General features: G+C 66.5%; 12 protein-coding genes, 1 tRNA gene and 1 rRNA gene. 11 read left to right on the top strand and 3 right to left on the bottom strand.

Going from position 1 to position 14,973, the window contains the following annotated elements:
- The first annotated feature begins 76 nt into the window (after nt 1-76).
- From mfd to ACYU8W_RS01750, 9 genes are all read left to right on the top strand, one after another.
- Nucleotides 77-3,628 carry a transcription-repair coupling factor gene (gene mfd, locus ACYU8W_RS01790; protein WP_499466628.1) on the top strand — a complete coding sequence of 1,184 codons (3,552 nt, stop codon included), beginning with the start codon at nt 77-79 and terminating at the stop codon, nt 3,626-3,628.
- Nucleotides 3,629-3,688: 60 nt separating this feature from the next.
- Nucleotides 3,689-4,201, top strand: a complete 513-nt coding sequence (locus ACYU8W_RS01785; RefSeq protein WP_141929200.1) for a hypothetical protein — start codon at nt 3,689-3,691, stop codon at nt 4,199-4,201.
- Nucleotides 4,202-4,213: 12 nt separating this feature from the next.
- Nucleotides 4,214-5,179 (top strand): nucleoside triphosphate pyrophosphohydrolase, encoded by a 966-nt coding sequence (locus ACYU8W_RS01780; RefSeq protein WP_499466155.1) that lies wholly within the window; start codon nt 4,214-4,216, stop codon nt 5,177-5,179.
- Between the two features lie 101 nt (nt 5,180-5,280).
- Complete coding sequence (gene eno, locus ACYU8W_RS01775; protein ID WP_141929198.1) at nt 5,281-6,567, top strand: phosphopyruvate hydratase; 1,287 nt, start codon at nt 5,281-5,283, stop codon at nt 6,565-6,567.
- 278 nt (nt 6,568-6,845) lie between these two features.
- Nucleotides 6,846-7,208 (top strand): FtsB family cell division protein, encoded by a 363-nt coding sequence (locus ACYU8W_RS01770; protein ID WP_211345214.1) that lies wholly within the window; start codon nt 6,846-6,848, stop codon nt 7,206-7,208.
- A complete protein-coding gene (locus tag ACYU8W_RS01765) occupies nt 7,205-7,729 on the top strand; it encodes a DUF501 domain-containing protein (RefSeq protein ID WP_499466152.1) in 525 nt (174 codons plus the stop codon). Before ACYU8W_RS01770 ends, ACYU8W_RS01765 begins: the two co-directional genes overlap by 4 nt.
- Nucleotides 7,726-8,667, top strand: a complete 942-nt coding sequence (locus ACYU8W_RS01760) for a Ppx/GppA phosphatase family protein (protein ID WP_499466150.1) — start codon at nt 7,726-7,728, stop codon at nt 8,665-8,667. Before ACYU8W_RS01765 ends, ACYU8W_RS01760 begins: the two co-directional genes overlap by 4 nt.
- A 179-nt stretch (nt 8,668-8,846) precedes the next feature.
- Nucleotides 8,847-8,919 (top strand) — tRNA-Leu (locus ACYU8W_RS01755).
- A 128-nt stretch (nt 8,920-9,047) separates the two neighbouring features.
- Nucleotides 9,048-9,974 (top strand): Bax inhibitor-1/YccA family protein, encoded by a 927-nt coding sequence (locus ACYU8W_RS01750; protein WP_499466148.1) that lies wholly within the window; start codon nt 9,048-9,050, stop codon nt 9,972-9,974.
- A gap of 59 nt (nt 9,975-10,033) precedes the next feature.
- On the opposite strand, the gene ACYU8W_RS01745 is transcribed toward ACYU8W_RS01750, so the two are convergent.
- The 3 genes from ACYU8W_RS01745 to ACYU8W_RS01735 all read right to left on the bottom strand — a co-directional run bounded on the left by ACYU8W_RS01745 (nt 10,034) and on the right by ACYU8W_RS01735 (nt 12,669).
- Nucleotides 10,034-10,267: a hypothetical protein gene (locus ACYU8W_RS01745; protein ID WP_168990124.1), complete on the bottom strand. Its 234-nt coding sequence runs from the start codon at nt 10,265-10,267 to the stop codon at nt 10,034-10,036.
- Between the two features lie 41 nt (nt 10,268-10,308).
- Nucleotides 10,309-11,532 carry an acetyl-CoA C-acetyltransferase gene (locus ACYU8W_RS01740; RefSeq protein WP_499466146.1) on the bottom strand — a complete coding sequence of 408 codons (1,224 nt, stop codon included), beginning with the start codon at nt 11,530-11,532 and terminating at the stop codon, nt 10,309-10,311.
- Between the two features lie 66 nt (nt 11,533-11,598).
- Nucleotides 11,599-12,669, bottom strand: a complete 1,071-nt coding sequence (locus tag ACYU8W_RS01735) for an SGNH/GDSL hydrolase family protein (RefSeq protein WP_499466144.1) — start codon at nt 12,667-12,669, stop codon at nt 11,599-11,601.
- A gap of 146 nt (nt 12,670-12,815) precedes the next feature.
- Here ACYU8W_RS01735 and ACYU8W_RS01730 point away from each other — a divergent pair, with 146 nt between their 5' ends.
- A complete protein-coding gene (locus ACYU8W_RS01730; RefSeq protein ID WP_499466142.1) occupies nt 12,816-14,192 on the top strand; it encodes a cystathionine beta-synthase in 1,377 nt (458 codons plus the stop codon).
- A 438-nt stretch (nt 14,193-14,630) separates the two neighbouring features.
- A 16S ribosomal RNA gene (locus ACYU8W_RS01725) occupies nt 14,631-14,973 on the top strand; the annotation flags it as partial.

Here is a 14,973-nt window from a genome sequence, read left to right as displayed (position 1 = left end):
CCTGGTCATTTCCTGATCCGGGGCGTTCTGTGTTGTCTGCCCGAAGGGTCCCCACGCTGTGAGTGCGCTGCAACCGATGCTCGACCTGCTCGCTCAGGACGAGGGGGTCAAGCGAGTTCTGGGTCATCGCGGCAACGCGAACATGGTCGACATCGCATCGGCACCCGGCCTGCGTCCGCCGTTGCTCGCGCTGATGAACACGACCGGCGCGCGGACGCCGCTGCTCGTCGTGACCGCCACCGGCCGTGACGCGGGCGACATGGTGACCGCGCTGCGTGGCCTGATCGGCGCGGACAAGGTCGCAGAGTTCCCCAGTTGGGAGACCCTCCCGCACGAGCGGCTGAGCCCACGCTCTGACACCGTCGGACGCCGATTGGCCGTTCTGCGCCGGCTCTCGCACCCCGACCAGAATGACGTCACTCACGGAGCCCTCGACGTCGTGGTCGCGAGTGTGCGGGCGGTCATGCAACCCATCGCCAAGGGCCTGGGCGACCTCGTGCCGGTGAGCCTTGTCGCCGGTCAGGACGCTGAACTCGAGGACGTCGTCAAGGCGCTCGTCGACGCCGCGTACACCCGCACCGACCTGGTCGAACGCCGTGGCGAGTTCGCGGTGCGCGGAGGCATCCTGGACGTCTTCCCGCCCACCGAACAGCACCCGTTGCGCGTCGACTTCTTCGGTGACACGGTCGATGAGATCCGTTGGTTCAAGGTCGCCGACCAGCGTTCGATGGAGATCGCCGAACACGGACTGTGGGCGCCGCCGTGCCGCGAACTGCTGCTCACCGACGACGTACGCGAGCGGGCCTCGGTGCTCGCCAAGCAGTTGCCCGGTGTCGCCGACATGCTGCACAAGGTCGCCGAGGGCATCTCGGTCGAGGGCATGGAGTCACTGTCGCCGATCCTGCTGGGCGACAAGATGGAGACCATGCTCGACGTGCTGCCGCAGGGCACTCACGTCGTGCTGTCCGACCCCGAACGCGTCCGTACCCGTGCACACGACCTCGTCGCGACCAGCAACGAGTTCCTGGAGGCCAGCTGGTCCAACGCCGCTGCCGGCAACGTGATCCCGGTCGACCTGCAGAGCGTGCTCGGCACCGCGTCCTACTGGTCCTTGGTCGAACTGCGCGACCACGCCCTCGATCACGGACTGCCGTGGTGGTCCATGTCGTCGTTCGCGACGGATGAGGAACTCATCGAGTTCAGCGAGGACGAGATGCCGGGGGAGCGGGTCACGATCCGCACCGAGGAGGTGCCGCAGTACCGCAGCGACACCGAGGCCGCCATCGCCGACATCCGCACCTGGGCGGCAGCGGGTCTGCGGACACTGATCCTCACCGACGGTCCGGGTCTTGCCAAACGCGTCCGCGAATTGCTGATCGAACACGAGGTGCCGCTGGACGAGCACCTCACCGAGGGACGCGTCACGACCGCGGTAGCTACCCTCGGGCGTGGATTCGCGCTGCCGTCAAGCGAATTCGTGTTGGTCACCGAGTCCGACCTGATCGGTTCGAACCAGCCCGGAGGCGGTTCCACCAAGGACATGCGCCGCATGCCGTCGCGTCGACGCAACCAGGTCGACCCGCTGCAACTTCGCCCAGGAGACTTCGTCGTCCACGAACAACACGGTGTCGGCAAGTTCGTCGAGATGATGCAGCGCACTGTCGGCGGCGCGACCCGCGAGTACCTCGTGCTGGAGTACGCGCCGTCCAAGCGCAACCAGCCCGGGGACCGGTTGTTCGTCCCGACCGACCAACTCGACCAGATCACCCGGTACGTCGGCGGCGAGGCGCCCACCCTCAACAAGATGGGCGGATCTGACTGGCAGACAACCAAATCAAGGGCGCGTCGACACGTCCGCCAGATCGCCGGCGAACTGATCCGGCTCTACTCGGCACGCATGGCCACCCCCGGCCACGCATTCGCCACGGACACCCCGTGGCAGCGCGAACTGGAGGATGCGTTCGCGTTCGTCGAGACGCCCGACCAGCTGTCGTCGATCGACGAGGTCAAGGCCGATATGGAGAAGACCGTGCCGATGGACCGCCTGATCTGCGGCGACGTCGGCTACGGAAAGACCGAGATCGCCGTCCGCGCCGCGTTCAAGGCGATCCAGGACGGCAAGCAGGTCGCTGTGCTCGTGCCGACGACGCTGTTGGTCAAGCAGCACTTCAGCACCTTCTCCGAGCGGTACGCCGGCTTCCCGGTCACCGTCAAGGCACTCTCGCGTTTCCAGAGCGACAAAGAAGCGCGCGAGGTCATCGACGGATTGGCAAGTGGCGCAGTCGATCTCGTGATCGGTACACACCGGTTGCTCAGCAAGGAGATCCAGTTCAAGGATCTCGGTCTGGTTGTGGTCGACGAGGAGCAGCGCTTCGGGGTCGAGCACAAGGAGCAGCTCAAGCAGATGCGGACGGCGGTCGACGTGCTCGCGATGTCGGCCACGCCGATCCCCCGAACGCTCGAGATGGCGGTCACCGGGATCCGTGAGATGTCCACGCTCGCAACGCCGCCCGAGGAGCGGCACCCGGTGCTGACCTTCGTCGGTGCCTACGACGAGAAGCAGATCGTCGCCGCGATCCGACGTGAACTGATGCGCGAGGGACAGGTCTTCCTGGTCCACAACAAGGTGCAGACGATCGAGAAGGCCGCCTCTCGACTGCGCGAGCTCGTGCCCGAGGCCCGCATCGGTACCGCCCACGGAAAAATGTCCGAGAACCGTCTCGAGGACGTCGTCGTCGACTTCTGGGAGCGGCGCCTCGACGTACTCGTCTGCACCACGATCGTCGAGACCGGGCTCGACATCTCCAACGCCAACACCCTGATCGTCGAACGCTCCGACGTCCTCGGTCTGTCCCAGCTGCACCAGTTGCGTGGACGCGTCGGACGCGGGCGCGAGCGCGCGTACGCCTACTTCCTCTACCCGACCGAGAAACCGCTCACCGAAACTGCGCACGACCGGTTGCAGACCATCGCACAGCACACCGACCTCGGGGCCGGCATGCAGGTGGCGATGAAGGACCTCGAGATCCGTGGCGCGGGAAACCTGCTCGGCGGCGAACAGTCGGGCCACATCGCGGGCGTCGGGTTCGACCTGTACGTCCGCATGGTCGGTGAGGCCGTCGCCGATTTCCGCGGGGACGAACCCGATCGCGGCCCGGCCGAGATCAAGATCGAACTCCCGGTCGATGCCCACCTGCCGCACGACTACGTGCCCGGGGAGCGGCTGCGTCTGGAGGCGTACAAGAAGCTCGCGACGGTCACCACCGAGGACGAACTCGCCGAGATCGCAGAGGAACTCCTCGACCGTTACGGTGCACCGCCCGAGCCCGTGCAGCACCTGCTCGAGGTCGCACGACTGCGCGTCCTGGCCCGTCAGGCAGGTATTGGCGACGTAGGGACGCAGGGCAAGTTCATCCGGTTCGGTCCGGTGGAGTCGCTTCCGGAGAGCCGGCAGCTGCGGCTCGAGCGGCTGTACAAGGGCGCGAAGCTCAACCCGGCACTGAAGACCATCCTGGTGCCGGCGCCGATGACCAGCCCGGTCGGCGGCAAGCCGGTGCGCAACACCGAAGTGCTGCAGTGGGCCGCGCACCTCATCCGCAGCATCCTGCTGGACGACCCCAAGGGCTGATCGGTGCAATCACACCTTCGTGGCAAGATGAACCCGCTCGATCATCCCGGAGAGGAACCCATGTCTCGTCGCACGATGCGCGTCACCACCGCTGTTGCAGCTCTGGCTGTCGCGACCGCACTTTCCGGGTGCGGCACGTCCCCCGGCACGGCCGCCAGTTACCAGGGCGAGAAGGTCACCACCGAACAGGTGCAGGACGCGGTCACCGACATCACCAAGGAAGCACCGAGCTCCAACTTCGACGGCACGTCCGCCGCTGTGTTCATGGTGCTCGGTCCGCAGATGGAACAGATCGCCAAGAAGTACGGCGTCTACTCCTCGATCGATGCCGCGAAGGCAGCGTTCAAGACCGTCAAGGACCCTTCGCAGTCCGCGATCCGCACCGTCCAGGGAAGCATGCACTTCTCCAATCTGCGTGAGTCTCAGCAGGGCGGCCCCGCGCTGCAGAAGCTGTTCAAGGACGCCGACGTGAAGCTCAACCCGCGCTACGGCACGTGGAAGAAGGGCGAGGGTCCGGTCTCCCAGACCGGCAACTGGATCAAGCAGGTCGCACCGCAGGAGCAGGCGCGCTGATCGGGCAACCCGGTGCCCGGTGACAACACCGGCAGCCTGACGCTGCTGGTCACGAGTCCGCGTGTCCCGGCCGGCGTGCTGACGCGAGACGCCTGGCGTGCACTCGACGACGCCGACCTCGTGCTGGCCGCCTCGGTCGACGACCCGGTGGCGAGCGCGATCGCGAGCTCCGGTGTCGCCGTCGAGGATTCACAGACCGCATCGACGATGGAGCTCGGTCGCGAGCTCGCGCAGCGCGCAGTCGGGCAGAAGGTCGTCTGGATCGTCTCCCCGGACGGAGATCCCGGGCTCACCGATACCCTCGCCGGCGAGCTGACCCGGGCGGCCGATCCTGCCCCGGTCGAGATGCTCGTCGGCTCGTGGGACCAACCCGGCGCTCGCCTTGCCGATGCCGTGGCCGTGATGGACACCCTTCGCTCGCCCGGCGGTTGTCCCTGGGATGCGCAGCAGACCCACGAGTCCCTGGCCAAATACCTGCTGGAGGAAGCTCACGAGGCCGTCGAGGCCATCGACTCCGCGGATCGAACACATCTGCGCGAGGAACTCGGCGACGTCCTGCTGCAGGTGCTGTTCCACTCCCGTATCGCCGCCGACGACCCGGACGACCCTTGGGACATCGACGACGTCGCAGCAGGCTTGGTGGACAAGCTGATTCGGCGTCACCCCCACGTTTTCGCCGACGGGGACGCGTCCACGCCCGAAGAGGTCGAGGCGGCCTGGGAGCAGATCAAGGTGGCGGAGAAGGCCGAGCGTGCGGACAGTGAGACGCCGCTGCTCGAAGGCATCCCCAAGTCGCTGTCGACCCTCATCGTGGCCGACAAGGTGCTCGCGCGTCGCGAGCGCGCCGGTCACCAGGATGTGCTCACGGGCGACGGAATCGGCGACCGGCTGCTCGCTCTCGTGGCTCGGGCGCGCGCCGAGGGCGTCGACGCCGACCAGGCTCTGCGGATCGCCGTCCGCCGCCTCGCTTCCGGCTGAGCCGGCTGCCACAGGCATCGAGCCTGTCGCTACCTGCCCGTACAACCGCACGCCGTTAGGGTGGAGTCGTATCCGTGACTTCCATAGTTCAGGAGCCTGTCTTGGCCAGCATTGACGCCATCATCGCCCGCGAGATCCTCGATTCCCGCGGCAACCCGACCGTCGAGGTGGAGGTCGTCCTGGACGACGGCGCCCTCGGCCGCGCTGCGGTCCCGTCCGGAGCGTCCACCGGTCAGTTCGAGGCCGTCGAGCGCCGCGACGGGGACAAGAAGCGTTACCTCGGCAAGGGTGTCGAGGACGCCGTCGACTCCGTCGTCGAGCAGCTTGCGCCGGCCCTGCTCGGTTACGACGCCGACGAGCAGCGCCTCATCGACACCGAGATGATCGAACTGGACGGCACCCCCAACAAGGGCAAGGTCGGCGCGAACGCGATCCTCGGCGTCTCGCTCGCGGTCGCCAAGGCGGCAGCGGAGTCGGCCGGCCTGCCACTGTTCCGTTACGTGGGCGGCCCGAACGCCCACGTGCTGCCGGTCCCGATGATGAACATCCTCAACGGTGGAGCGCACGCCGACTCCAATGTCGACATCCAGGAGTTCATGATCGCCCCGATCGGCGCCGACTCCTTCCGTGAGGGTCTGCGCTGGGGTACCGAGGTCTACCACGCCCTCAAGAAGGTGCTGCACGACAAGGGGCTGTCCACCGGCCTCGGCGACGAGGGCGGCTTCGCCCCCAACCTGGAGTCCAACCGCGCCGCACTCGACCTCATCATCGAGGCGATCAAGGCCGCCGGTTACGAGCCGGGTAAGGACATCGGGCTCGCGCTCGACGTCGCGGCCAGCGAGTTCGGCGACAAGAAGGGCTACACCTTCGAGGGCAAGAAGAAGTCCTCGAAGGACATGATCAAGTACTACGCCGAGTTGGTCGACGCCTACCCGCTGGTCTCGATCGAGGACCCGCTGGACGAGGAGGACTGGGACGGCTGGGCGGCCATGACCGCCGAACTCGGCGACAAGGTGCAGCTGGTCGGCGACGACCTGTTCGTCACCAACCCCGAGCGCCTGCAGCGCGGTATCGACACCGACACCGCGAACGCGCTGCTGGTGAAGGTCAATCAGATCGGCTCGCTCACCGAGACGCTGGATGCCGTCGACCTGGCCCACCGCAGCGGCTACCGCTGCATGATGAGCCACCGCAGCGGTGAGACCGAGGACGTCACGATCGCCGACCTCGCCGTCGCCACCAACTGCGGCCAGATCAAGACCGGCGCTCCGGCCCGTTCCGACCGCGTTGCGAAGTACAACCAGCTGTTGCGCATCGAGGAGGAGCTGGACGACGCCGCGAGGTACGCCGGCGCCGCCGCCTTCCCGCGTTTCGCCAAGAAGAAGTGATGAACCGGCTCGGGCGTCGTTCGCGGCGCCCGAGCCGAGTCACACCCTGACCCGACCGACCCAGAGATTCGACGAAAGTTGTTCCGATGACTCGCGATTCGCGACCCGCCGGTCGAAACAACGGCCGTGACCGCGGTAGGTCGACGTCTCGTCCTGCCGCCGCGCGGCGGGGCAGCACGCGTCCGGAACACCGCGACGCCTCGCGCGGCAGTTCGGCCACCGGTCGTCTCGCCGCGATACGCGAGCGCACTCGTCGGCGTCCGCAGTCGATGAAGAGGATGACGATCCTCGGTGTCCTGCTGCTCTTCCTTGCCGTGATCATCACGCCCACGCTGAACAGTTACCTGCAGCAGAAGCACCAGATCAACGAGCTCGGTGCGCAGGTCACCCAGAAGCAGAAGGACGTCTCCACCAAGGAGACCGAACTCAAGAAGTGGACGAACGACCCCAAGTTCGTCAAGCAGCAGGCACGTGACCGCCTCGGCTTCGTCAGCCCAGGAGAGACGCTGACCGTCCTCGTCGACGAGAACGGCAAGCCGGTCGGCACCGTCGACCCGTCGGGCAAGAAGGTCTCCACCAACCCCTGGTACGGCCAGGTGTGGCAGTCGACACTCGCGGCCAACCGGGGCGACAAGAAGTGACCGCAGAGAGCCACCCCGACAGCGACCGAGCGGATCTGGACGCCGTCGAACGCCAACTCGGACGCCTCCCGCGGGGTGTCGTCGAGATCGCCGGACGCTGCCCGTGCGGCTGCCCGACCGTCGTCCGCACCCTGCCGCGGCTGCCCGACGGCACGCCGTTCCCGACCTCGTTCTACGCGACTTGCCCGCGCCTGACCGGAGCGATCAGCACGCTCGAGGCGAACGGGATGATGCGCGAGATGACGCAGGAACTCAAGGACGATCCCGAACTCGCCTCCGCCTACCGTGCGGCCCACGACGACTATCTGCGTCGCCGCACCGAGCTCGGTCAGGTCGAGGAGATCGACGGCATCTCCGCCGGCGGGATGCCCGACCGGGTGAAGTGTCTGCACGTGCTGGTCGCTCACTCGATCGCCGTCGGACCCGGCGTGAATCCATTGGGGGACAAGGCTCTTGCCGCACTGCCGAACTGGTGGGAGAACGGCTGCTGTTCCAACATCGACCACCGGGAGAACGCATGAGGGTCGGCGCCGTCGACTGTGGCACGAACTCGATCCGACTGCTGGTCGCCGACATCGACGACGGCGTGCTGACCGATGTCGAGCGCACGATGCGCATCGTGCGCCTGGGGCAGAGCGTTGACATGACCGGTCGCATCACCGATGACGCGATGGAACGTACCCTCGACGCCGCGAACGACTACGCCAAGGTCTGCGAACAACTCGACGTGGAGGCGGTGCGCTTCGTCGCGACATCCGCCTCCCGTGATGCGTCCAACGCGCAGGACTTCATCGACGGAGTGCGCGCGGCCTTCGCCGCTTATGGCATCGCTCCGGAGGTCGTCTCCGGGCTCGAAGAAGCCTCGCTGTCCTTCCGTGGCGCCACCGGCGATCTCATCGCCCAGGACGCTGCGTCGCCATACCTCGTCGTCGACCTCGGCGGCGGCTCGACCGAGTTCGTGCGCGGCACCGACGAGGTGGAGCGTTCGATCTCGATGGACATCGGATGCGTCCGGATGACCGAACGCCACCTGAAGTCCGACCCGCCCACCCCGGACGAGATCGAGGGCGCGTTGCGCGACATCAACGCTGCGATCGACGAGGCGCAGGACGCGGTCGGATTCGACGGCATCGGGTCGCTGGTCGGTCTCGCCGGGTCCATCACCACGATCACCGCGAACGCGTTGCACCTGCCGACCTATGACAAGTCAGCGATCCACGGCGCACGTATCCCGATCGGGGACGTCGAACGCTCCGCCACCGAACTGCTGACCGCCACCCGGGAGCAGCGGGCGGCCATGCCGTTCATGCATCCCGGCCGGGTCGACGTCATCGGCGCCGGGTCCCTGATCTGGCGCACCATCGTCCAGCGGGTCAGTGAGCACAGCGCGATCGAGCACACGGTCACCAGCGAGAAGGACATCCTCGACGGAATCGCCCTCTCCATCGCGAACAACTGAGTGCCCCGACCGGACTCGAACCGGGATGTTTTCTACCGGCTCCTGCGCCGGTCGTGGTCGGAGCTCGTTCCTCGCGCCGACCACGGGGCGCCCCGCCTGCGCGCGCCTGGCCGTGTGGTCATCCAGGTGCCACCACTGGCATGGCAGGGCAGTTCGCACTGACCGTCTAATCTGTGTCTGCCCCCGTAGCCCAATGGCAGAGGCAGGCGCCTTAAAAGCGCTTCAGTGCGGGTTCGAGTCCCGTCGGGGGCACTGTCTCGAGGCGGTCACGATCCACAATCGCGGTGTGCGCGGGGATGATTTCGCACATCCGAACGCTTTACTTGTGTAGAGAACTGAGCCCACACCCCGTGGGACGCGATCGTCGACGGAGGAGAGCGATGGCAACCAACCCGGTGTTCGACCGGTTCGAGAAAGACATGCAGCGCGGTGAGTATGCCGGTTTCGGCAACCGCCAGCAGCCGCAGTACGGACAGTACGGCCAGGGCGACCCCTATGCGGGTCCGCAGAACAGCCAGCAGGCTTACGGAACGCCGGGCCAGTACGGCCAGATGAACCCGAACGCGATGCAGCAACCGCAGGCTCCCGGCTACGGCAGCCCTGAGTTCGGAGCGCCGATGGTACCGGAGGCCACCGGTCGGCGGATGACGCTCGACGACGTCGTCGCCAAGTCGCTCGGCCTGTTCGGTCTGCTGTTGATCAGCGCCGGTGCGGGTTGGATGGTCGCGGCCAACAACCGTCCGGCCGGCATGGCGATCTGGATGGGCGGCATGATCGCCGGCATCGTCCTGGGCTTCGTGATCAGTTTCAAGAAGACGATCTCGGTGCCCCTGATCGTGGCCTACGCGGTCATCGAAGGCGCTTTCCTCGGTGCGATCAGCCAGTTCTTCAACACGATGTTCAACGGCGTCGTCCCGCAGGCGGTGCTGGCGACCCTGTGCGTGTTCGCCGGCATGTTCGCCGGCTGGAAGTTCGGCCTGATCAAGGTCAACGACCGCACCCGCAAGATCTTCGCCTTCGCCGCGCTCGGTTACTTCCTGTTCGCCATGGTCAACCTGGTGCTGCAGTTCACCGGTGTCCTCGACCAGTTCGGGTTCTTCAGCATGGGCACCTTCGGCATGATCCTGTGCCTGTTCGCTGTCGCCCTTGCGTCGTACTCGCTGGCGATCGCTTTCGACACCATCCAGTACGCCGCCAATGCCGGTGTGCCGGAGAAGACCTCGTGGCTGCTGGCTCACGGTCTGATCGTGTCGATCGCGTGGCTCTACCTGGAGTTGCTGCGCCTGCTCGCGATCAGCCGCGACTGATCACCACCGCATCAAGAAGGCCCGCACCATTTTGGTGCGGGCCTTCTTCGTCGGTGCGTTCAGCCGATGGCGTGACGTAGCCGGAGGAGTTCCTGCGCCGCCGCGTCGCCGTGCCCGGACGCGGACGCGTCGTACGCCGCGACCTTCAACTGGTCCATGGTCGCGACCGGTCCCAGCTCCGCGAAGTCGTCGGTCGGGCCGCTGAGGTCGAACAACGCACGTGCCGACGCACGAACCCGCGGACACAGCGCGGACGCGCGGTCCAACGGCAGCTGTTGCCACCGTCGGACCACGCGTCCGAGTTCGAGGCGTACCGCCTCGGGTCTGGGGTCGATCAGGACAGACGCTCGTAGATGATCGCCATGCCCTGGCCGCCACCGACACACATGGTCTCCAGACCGTAGGTGCCGTCGACGGTCTGCAGGCCGTTGAGCAGCGTCGTCGTGATGCGGGCGCCGGTGGAGCCGAACGGGTGGCCGAGGGCGATCGCGCCACCGAACTTGTTCAGCTTGTCGAAATCCATGCCGAGGTCGTCGGCCGAGGGCAGCACCTGAGCGGCGAACGCCTCGTTGATCTCGTAGAGGTCCATGTCGCCGATCGTCATACCGGCGCGCTTCAGCGCCTGCTTGGACGCCTCGACCGGGCCGAGGCCCATGATCTCGGGGGAGAGGCCCGAGACGCCGGTGGAGATGACGCGAGCGAGCGGCGTCAGACCCAGTTCCTTGGCCTTGGTGTCGCTCATGACGACGACCGCTGCGGCGCCGTCGTTCAGCGGGCAGCAGTTACCTGCGGTGACGGTGCCGTTCTCCCGGAACACCGGCTGCAGGCTCGAGACCTTCTCCAGGGTGACGCCGGCACGTGGACCGTCGTCGGTGGAGACGACGGTGCCGTCAGCCAGGGTCACCGGCGCGATCTCGCGCTCGAAGAAGCCGTCCTTGATGGCGTGCTCTGCACGGTTCTGGCTCGAGACGCCCCACTCGTCCTGGCGCTCGCGGCTGATGCCGCGCGAGGTCGCGACGTTCTCGGCGGTCTGGCCCATCGCGATGTAGACGTCGGGCAGCATGCCCTCGTCGCGCGGGTCGGTCCAGGGGGTGTTCTCGGCTGCGATCTTCGCCGTGCGAGCCACGGAGTCCTTGAACTTGGAGTTCTGGATGTCCTCGCGCGACGAACCGGCGCTGGAGAAGTCGAGGTAACGGCTCACGCACTCGACGCCCGCCGAGACGAAGATGTCACCTTCGCCGGCCTTGATCGCGTGGTACGCCATGCGTGTGGTCTGCACCGATGAGGAGCAGAAGCGGTTGACGGTCGCACCGGGAACGGTGTCGAGGCCGGCCAGCACCGCGACGACGCGTGCCATGTTGTTGCCGTGCTCGCCCCAGGGCTCGGCGCAACCGAGGTAGAGGTCGTCTATCAACGTCGGGTCGAGATTCGGCACCTTGGCCAGTGCGGCCTGGACGACCTGGGTCGCGAGGTCGTCCGGGCGGACGTCCTTCAACGAACCCTTGAATGCGCGACCGATCGGCGTGCGGGCGGTCGAGACGATGACTGCTTCGGGCATGGGTCCTCCGATGTCGGTGGGTTCACGGCACGCGCGGGCGCGGTGGTGCCGGGGCTTCCTCCGAGTCTACGACTCGGTAACGTCCGATGTGACGGGCGTCTCGTCGTCGCTCATCCCGGTCACGGATGCGTCCGGCGCAGGCGGTTCGACGGCGGCCGGAAGCGGTTCATGGTGGCGTCGCAACAGCACCGCCCAGCGTCCGCGGTGGCCCGACTCCTGTCCGCCGATCGCGGTGGCGCTGACCTCGGTTCCCGGATCTCGCACGGCTCGCATCGCCGCGACGGAGACCGGACCGATGCTCTCTCCGCGGCGGCGATCGGGCGCACGGCCGGTGTCGGTCGAGGCCTGGCCGAGCGCGTCCAACACGGAGGGGATCAACGCCGATGCCGCGCGCGCGTAGCCGGCTGCGGAGGGATGGAAGCGGTCCTTGCTGAACATCACCGACGGCGTCTGCTCGAACTCGTGACCGAGCAGGTCGCCGAGGGACACCGTGCGGCCGCCGTGCTCGACGACCGCGACGGTCTGGGCTGCGGCGAGGTCACGCGACCACTTGCGGGTCAGGAAGCGCAACGGTTGGGGGACGGGTTCGATCACTCCGAGGTCGGGACAGGTGCCGACGACGACCTCGCACCCGACCGCGCGCAAGGCTGCGACGGCTGCGGCGAGGTGGCGTATCGAGGTGGCGCGCTGGACACTGCGCGTGACGTCGTTCGCGCCGATCATGATCAGCGCGACGTGCGGTCGGTCGACGAGTTCGAGGGCGCGCTCCACCTGGGCGCCGAGGTCGGTCGAGATCGCTCCGACGGACGCGACGTTGGTCAAGTGCACCGGACGTCCCGCAATGGCGGCAACCGCGGTGGCGACGATCGCACCGACGGTCTGGGTCGACCGGTCGGCACCCATCCCCTTGGCGGTGGAGTCGCCGACGACGAGCAACTCGACCGGCGCGCCGGGTGCGTGCCCGTAGGTGCCGGAGTCCTCCGGCGCTCCTTCGAAGGGCTGGCCGACGACCCGACGGGCGATCATCGCCTCGATCCGCAGCAGCCCGTACGCGCCAAGACCGACACCTGCCAGGCCGGCGGCCCCGATCGATCCTGCGTACGCCGCAGTGGAAGCGATCTTGCGTGCCCCGGTCATGCCTCACCCCGTTCGATTCGGTTGCTTCGCTTTCGGTGGATCCTCTCACCACGGGTCCCCGGACGCGTGCTCACAGGTCAACGTCCCGCAGCCGGGCGACGTGACCGCTACTTCGTATTCCGACCACGATGTGAGACATTCGCGGCATGAAGTATGCGGAGCACATCGTGGACCTCGTCGGCGGCACACCTCTGGTCAAGCTCAACAGCGTCACGGACGGCGTCGCGTGCACGGTGCTGGCCAAGGTCGAGTACATGAACCCGGGCGGGTCGGTGAAGGACCGCATCGCGCTCAAGATGGTCGAGGCTGCCGAGGCGTCGGGAGAGTTGCAGCCGGGTGGCACCATCGTCGAGCCCACCTCAGGCAACACGGGGGTCGGTCTGGCCCTCGTCGCACAGCGCAAGGGCTACAAGTGCATCTTCGTCTGCCCGGACAAGGTCAGCGAGGACAAGCGCAACGTGCTGCGCGCCTACGGGGCGGAGGTCATCGTCACCCCCACGTCAGTGGCGCCTGAGCACCCGGACTCCTACTACAGCGTGTCCGACCGCATCGCCCAGGAGACCGAGGGTGGTTGGAAGCCGGATCAGTACTCCAACCTGAACGGGCCCGCGTCGCACTACGAGACGACCGGCCCGGAGATCTGGAACGACACCGACGGCAGGATCACCTCCTTCGTCGCCGGCATCGGCACCGGAGGCACGATCACCGGCACCGGCCGCTACCTGCGTGAGATCTCCGCCGATCGGGAAGGCGGACGGGTCCGGATCATCGGCGCGGACCCCGAGGGCTCGGTGTACTCCGGGGGCACCGGACGGCCCTACCTGGTGGAGGGCGTGGGTGAGGACATGTGGCCGCGTGCCTACGACCCGAAGGTGGTCGACGACGTGATCGCCGTGAGCGACGCCGAATCCTTCGAGATGACGCGCCGGTTGGCCCTGGAGGAGGGCCTGCTGGTCGGCGGGTCGTGCGGCATGGCCGTCGTGGCCGCGTTGCGTCACGCGAAGGACTTGCCCTCCGACGCGGTCGTGGTCGTCCTGCTTCCCGACTCCGGGCGGGGATACATGTCGAAGATCTTCGACGACAACTGGATGTCCTCGTACGGCTTCATGCGGGGGCAGGAGAGCCGCACCGCCGGCGATGTGCTGGCGGCCAAGAGCGGCGACATGCCTGCGCTCGTCCACACCCACCCGAACGAAACCGTGCGGGACGCCATCGCGATCCTGCGCGAGTACGGCGTCTCGCAGATGCCGGTCGTGAAGGCCGAGCCGCCCATTATGGCCGGAGAGGTCGCCGGCTCCGTGAGCGAGCGTGCACTGCTGGATGCGATCTACGCCGGCAAGGCCCATCTTGCCGACTCCGTCGAGAAACACATGGAGCCGGCGCTTGCGTTGGTCGGTGCCGGCGAACCGGTCGAGCACATGCGCGCACAGCTGGCCGAGAACGACGCCCTGATGGTCGTGGACGGCGGTAAACCGATCGGCGTGCTGACCCGTGCGGATCTGCTGGGCATCCTGGCCGACTGACGTACTGGTTTCGTCGGGGTGCGCCCAGGTGCGATCAAGTAAAAACAGCCTCTGACCTGCGGATTTGGAAGTTTCCGCGATGGTCACCTAATGTTTACGACGTCAGCCCGACAGGGAGGCGGGAACACCGGAAGGTGGGGCCGCACCGCAGGCTGGCAGGCCGGTTTGACTCTCGCCTAGAGCGGAGCTAAGCTGGTCACTCCTTCCGGAGCCAAGCGCGCGAGGATCCACGGATCTGACGCCCAAGATTCGGAAGAACCAGAAAATCAGCTTGAAGAAGATGCTTCATCGCATTTTCGACAATGTCTGATCGTTTCTTGAGAACTCAACAGCGTGTCGAGTGATTGATGCCAAATGTTTGTTTGGTTGAGATTGTACTCAGTAGCATTTTTTATGGATGCTCTTGATCAATTTCGGCCAGGATGGTTTTTCTGTTTTTTTACGGAGAGTTTGATCCTGGCTCAGGACGAACGCTGGCGGCGTGCTTAACACATGCAAGTCGAACGATGAAGCTCCAGCTTGCTGGGGTGGATTAGTGGCGAACGGGTGAGTAACACGTGAGTAACCTGCCCTTCACTCTGGGATAAGCCTTGGAAACGAGGTCTAATACTGGATATTCATACATGGTCGCATGGTTGTGTGTGGAAAGATTTTTTGGTGGGGGATGGACTCGCGGCCTATCAGCTTGTTGGTGAGGTAGTGGCTCACCAAGGCTTTGACGGGTAGCCGGCCTGAGAGGGTGACCGGCCACACTGGGACTGAGACACGGCCCAGACTCCTA

The sequence above is a fragment of the Yimella radicis genome (assembly GCF_054778255.1).
This window is presented reverse-complemented; position numbering and strand designations above follow the sequence as displayed.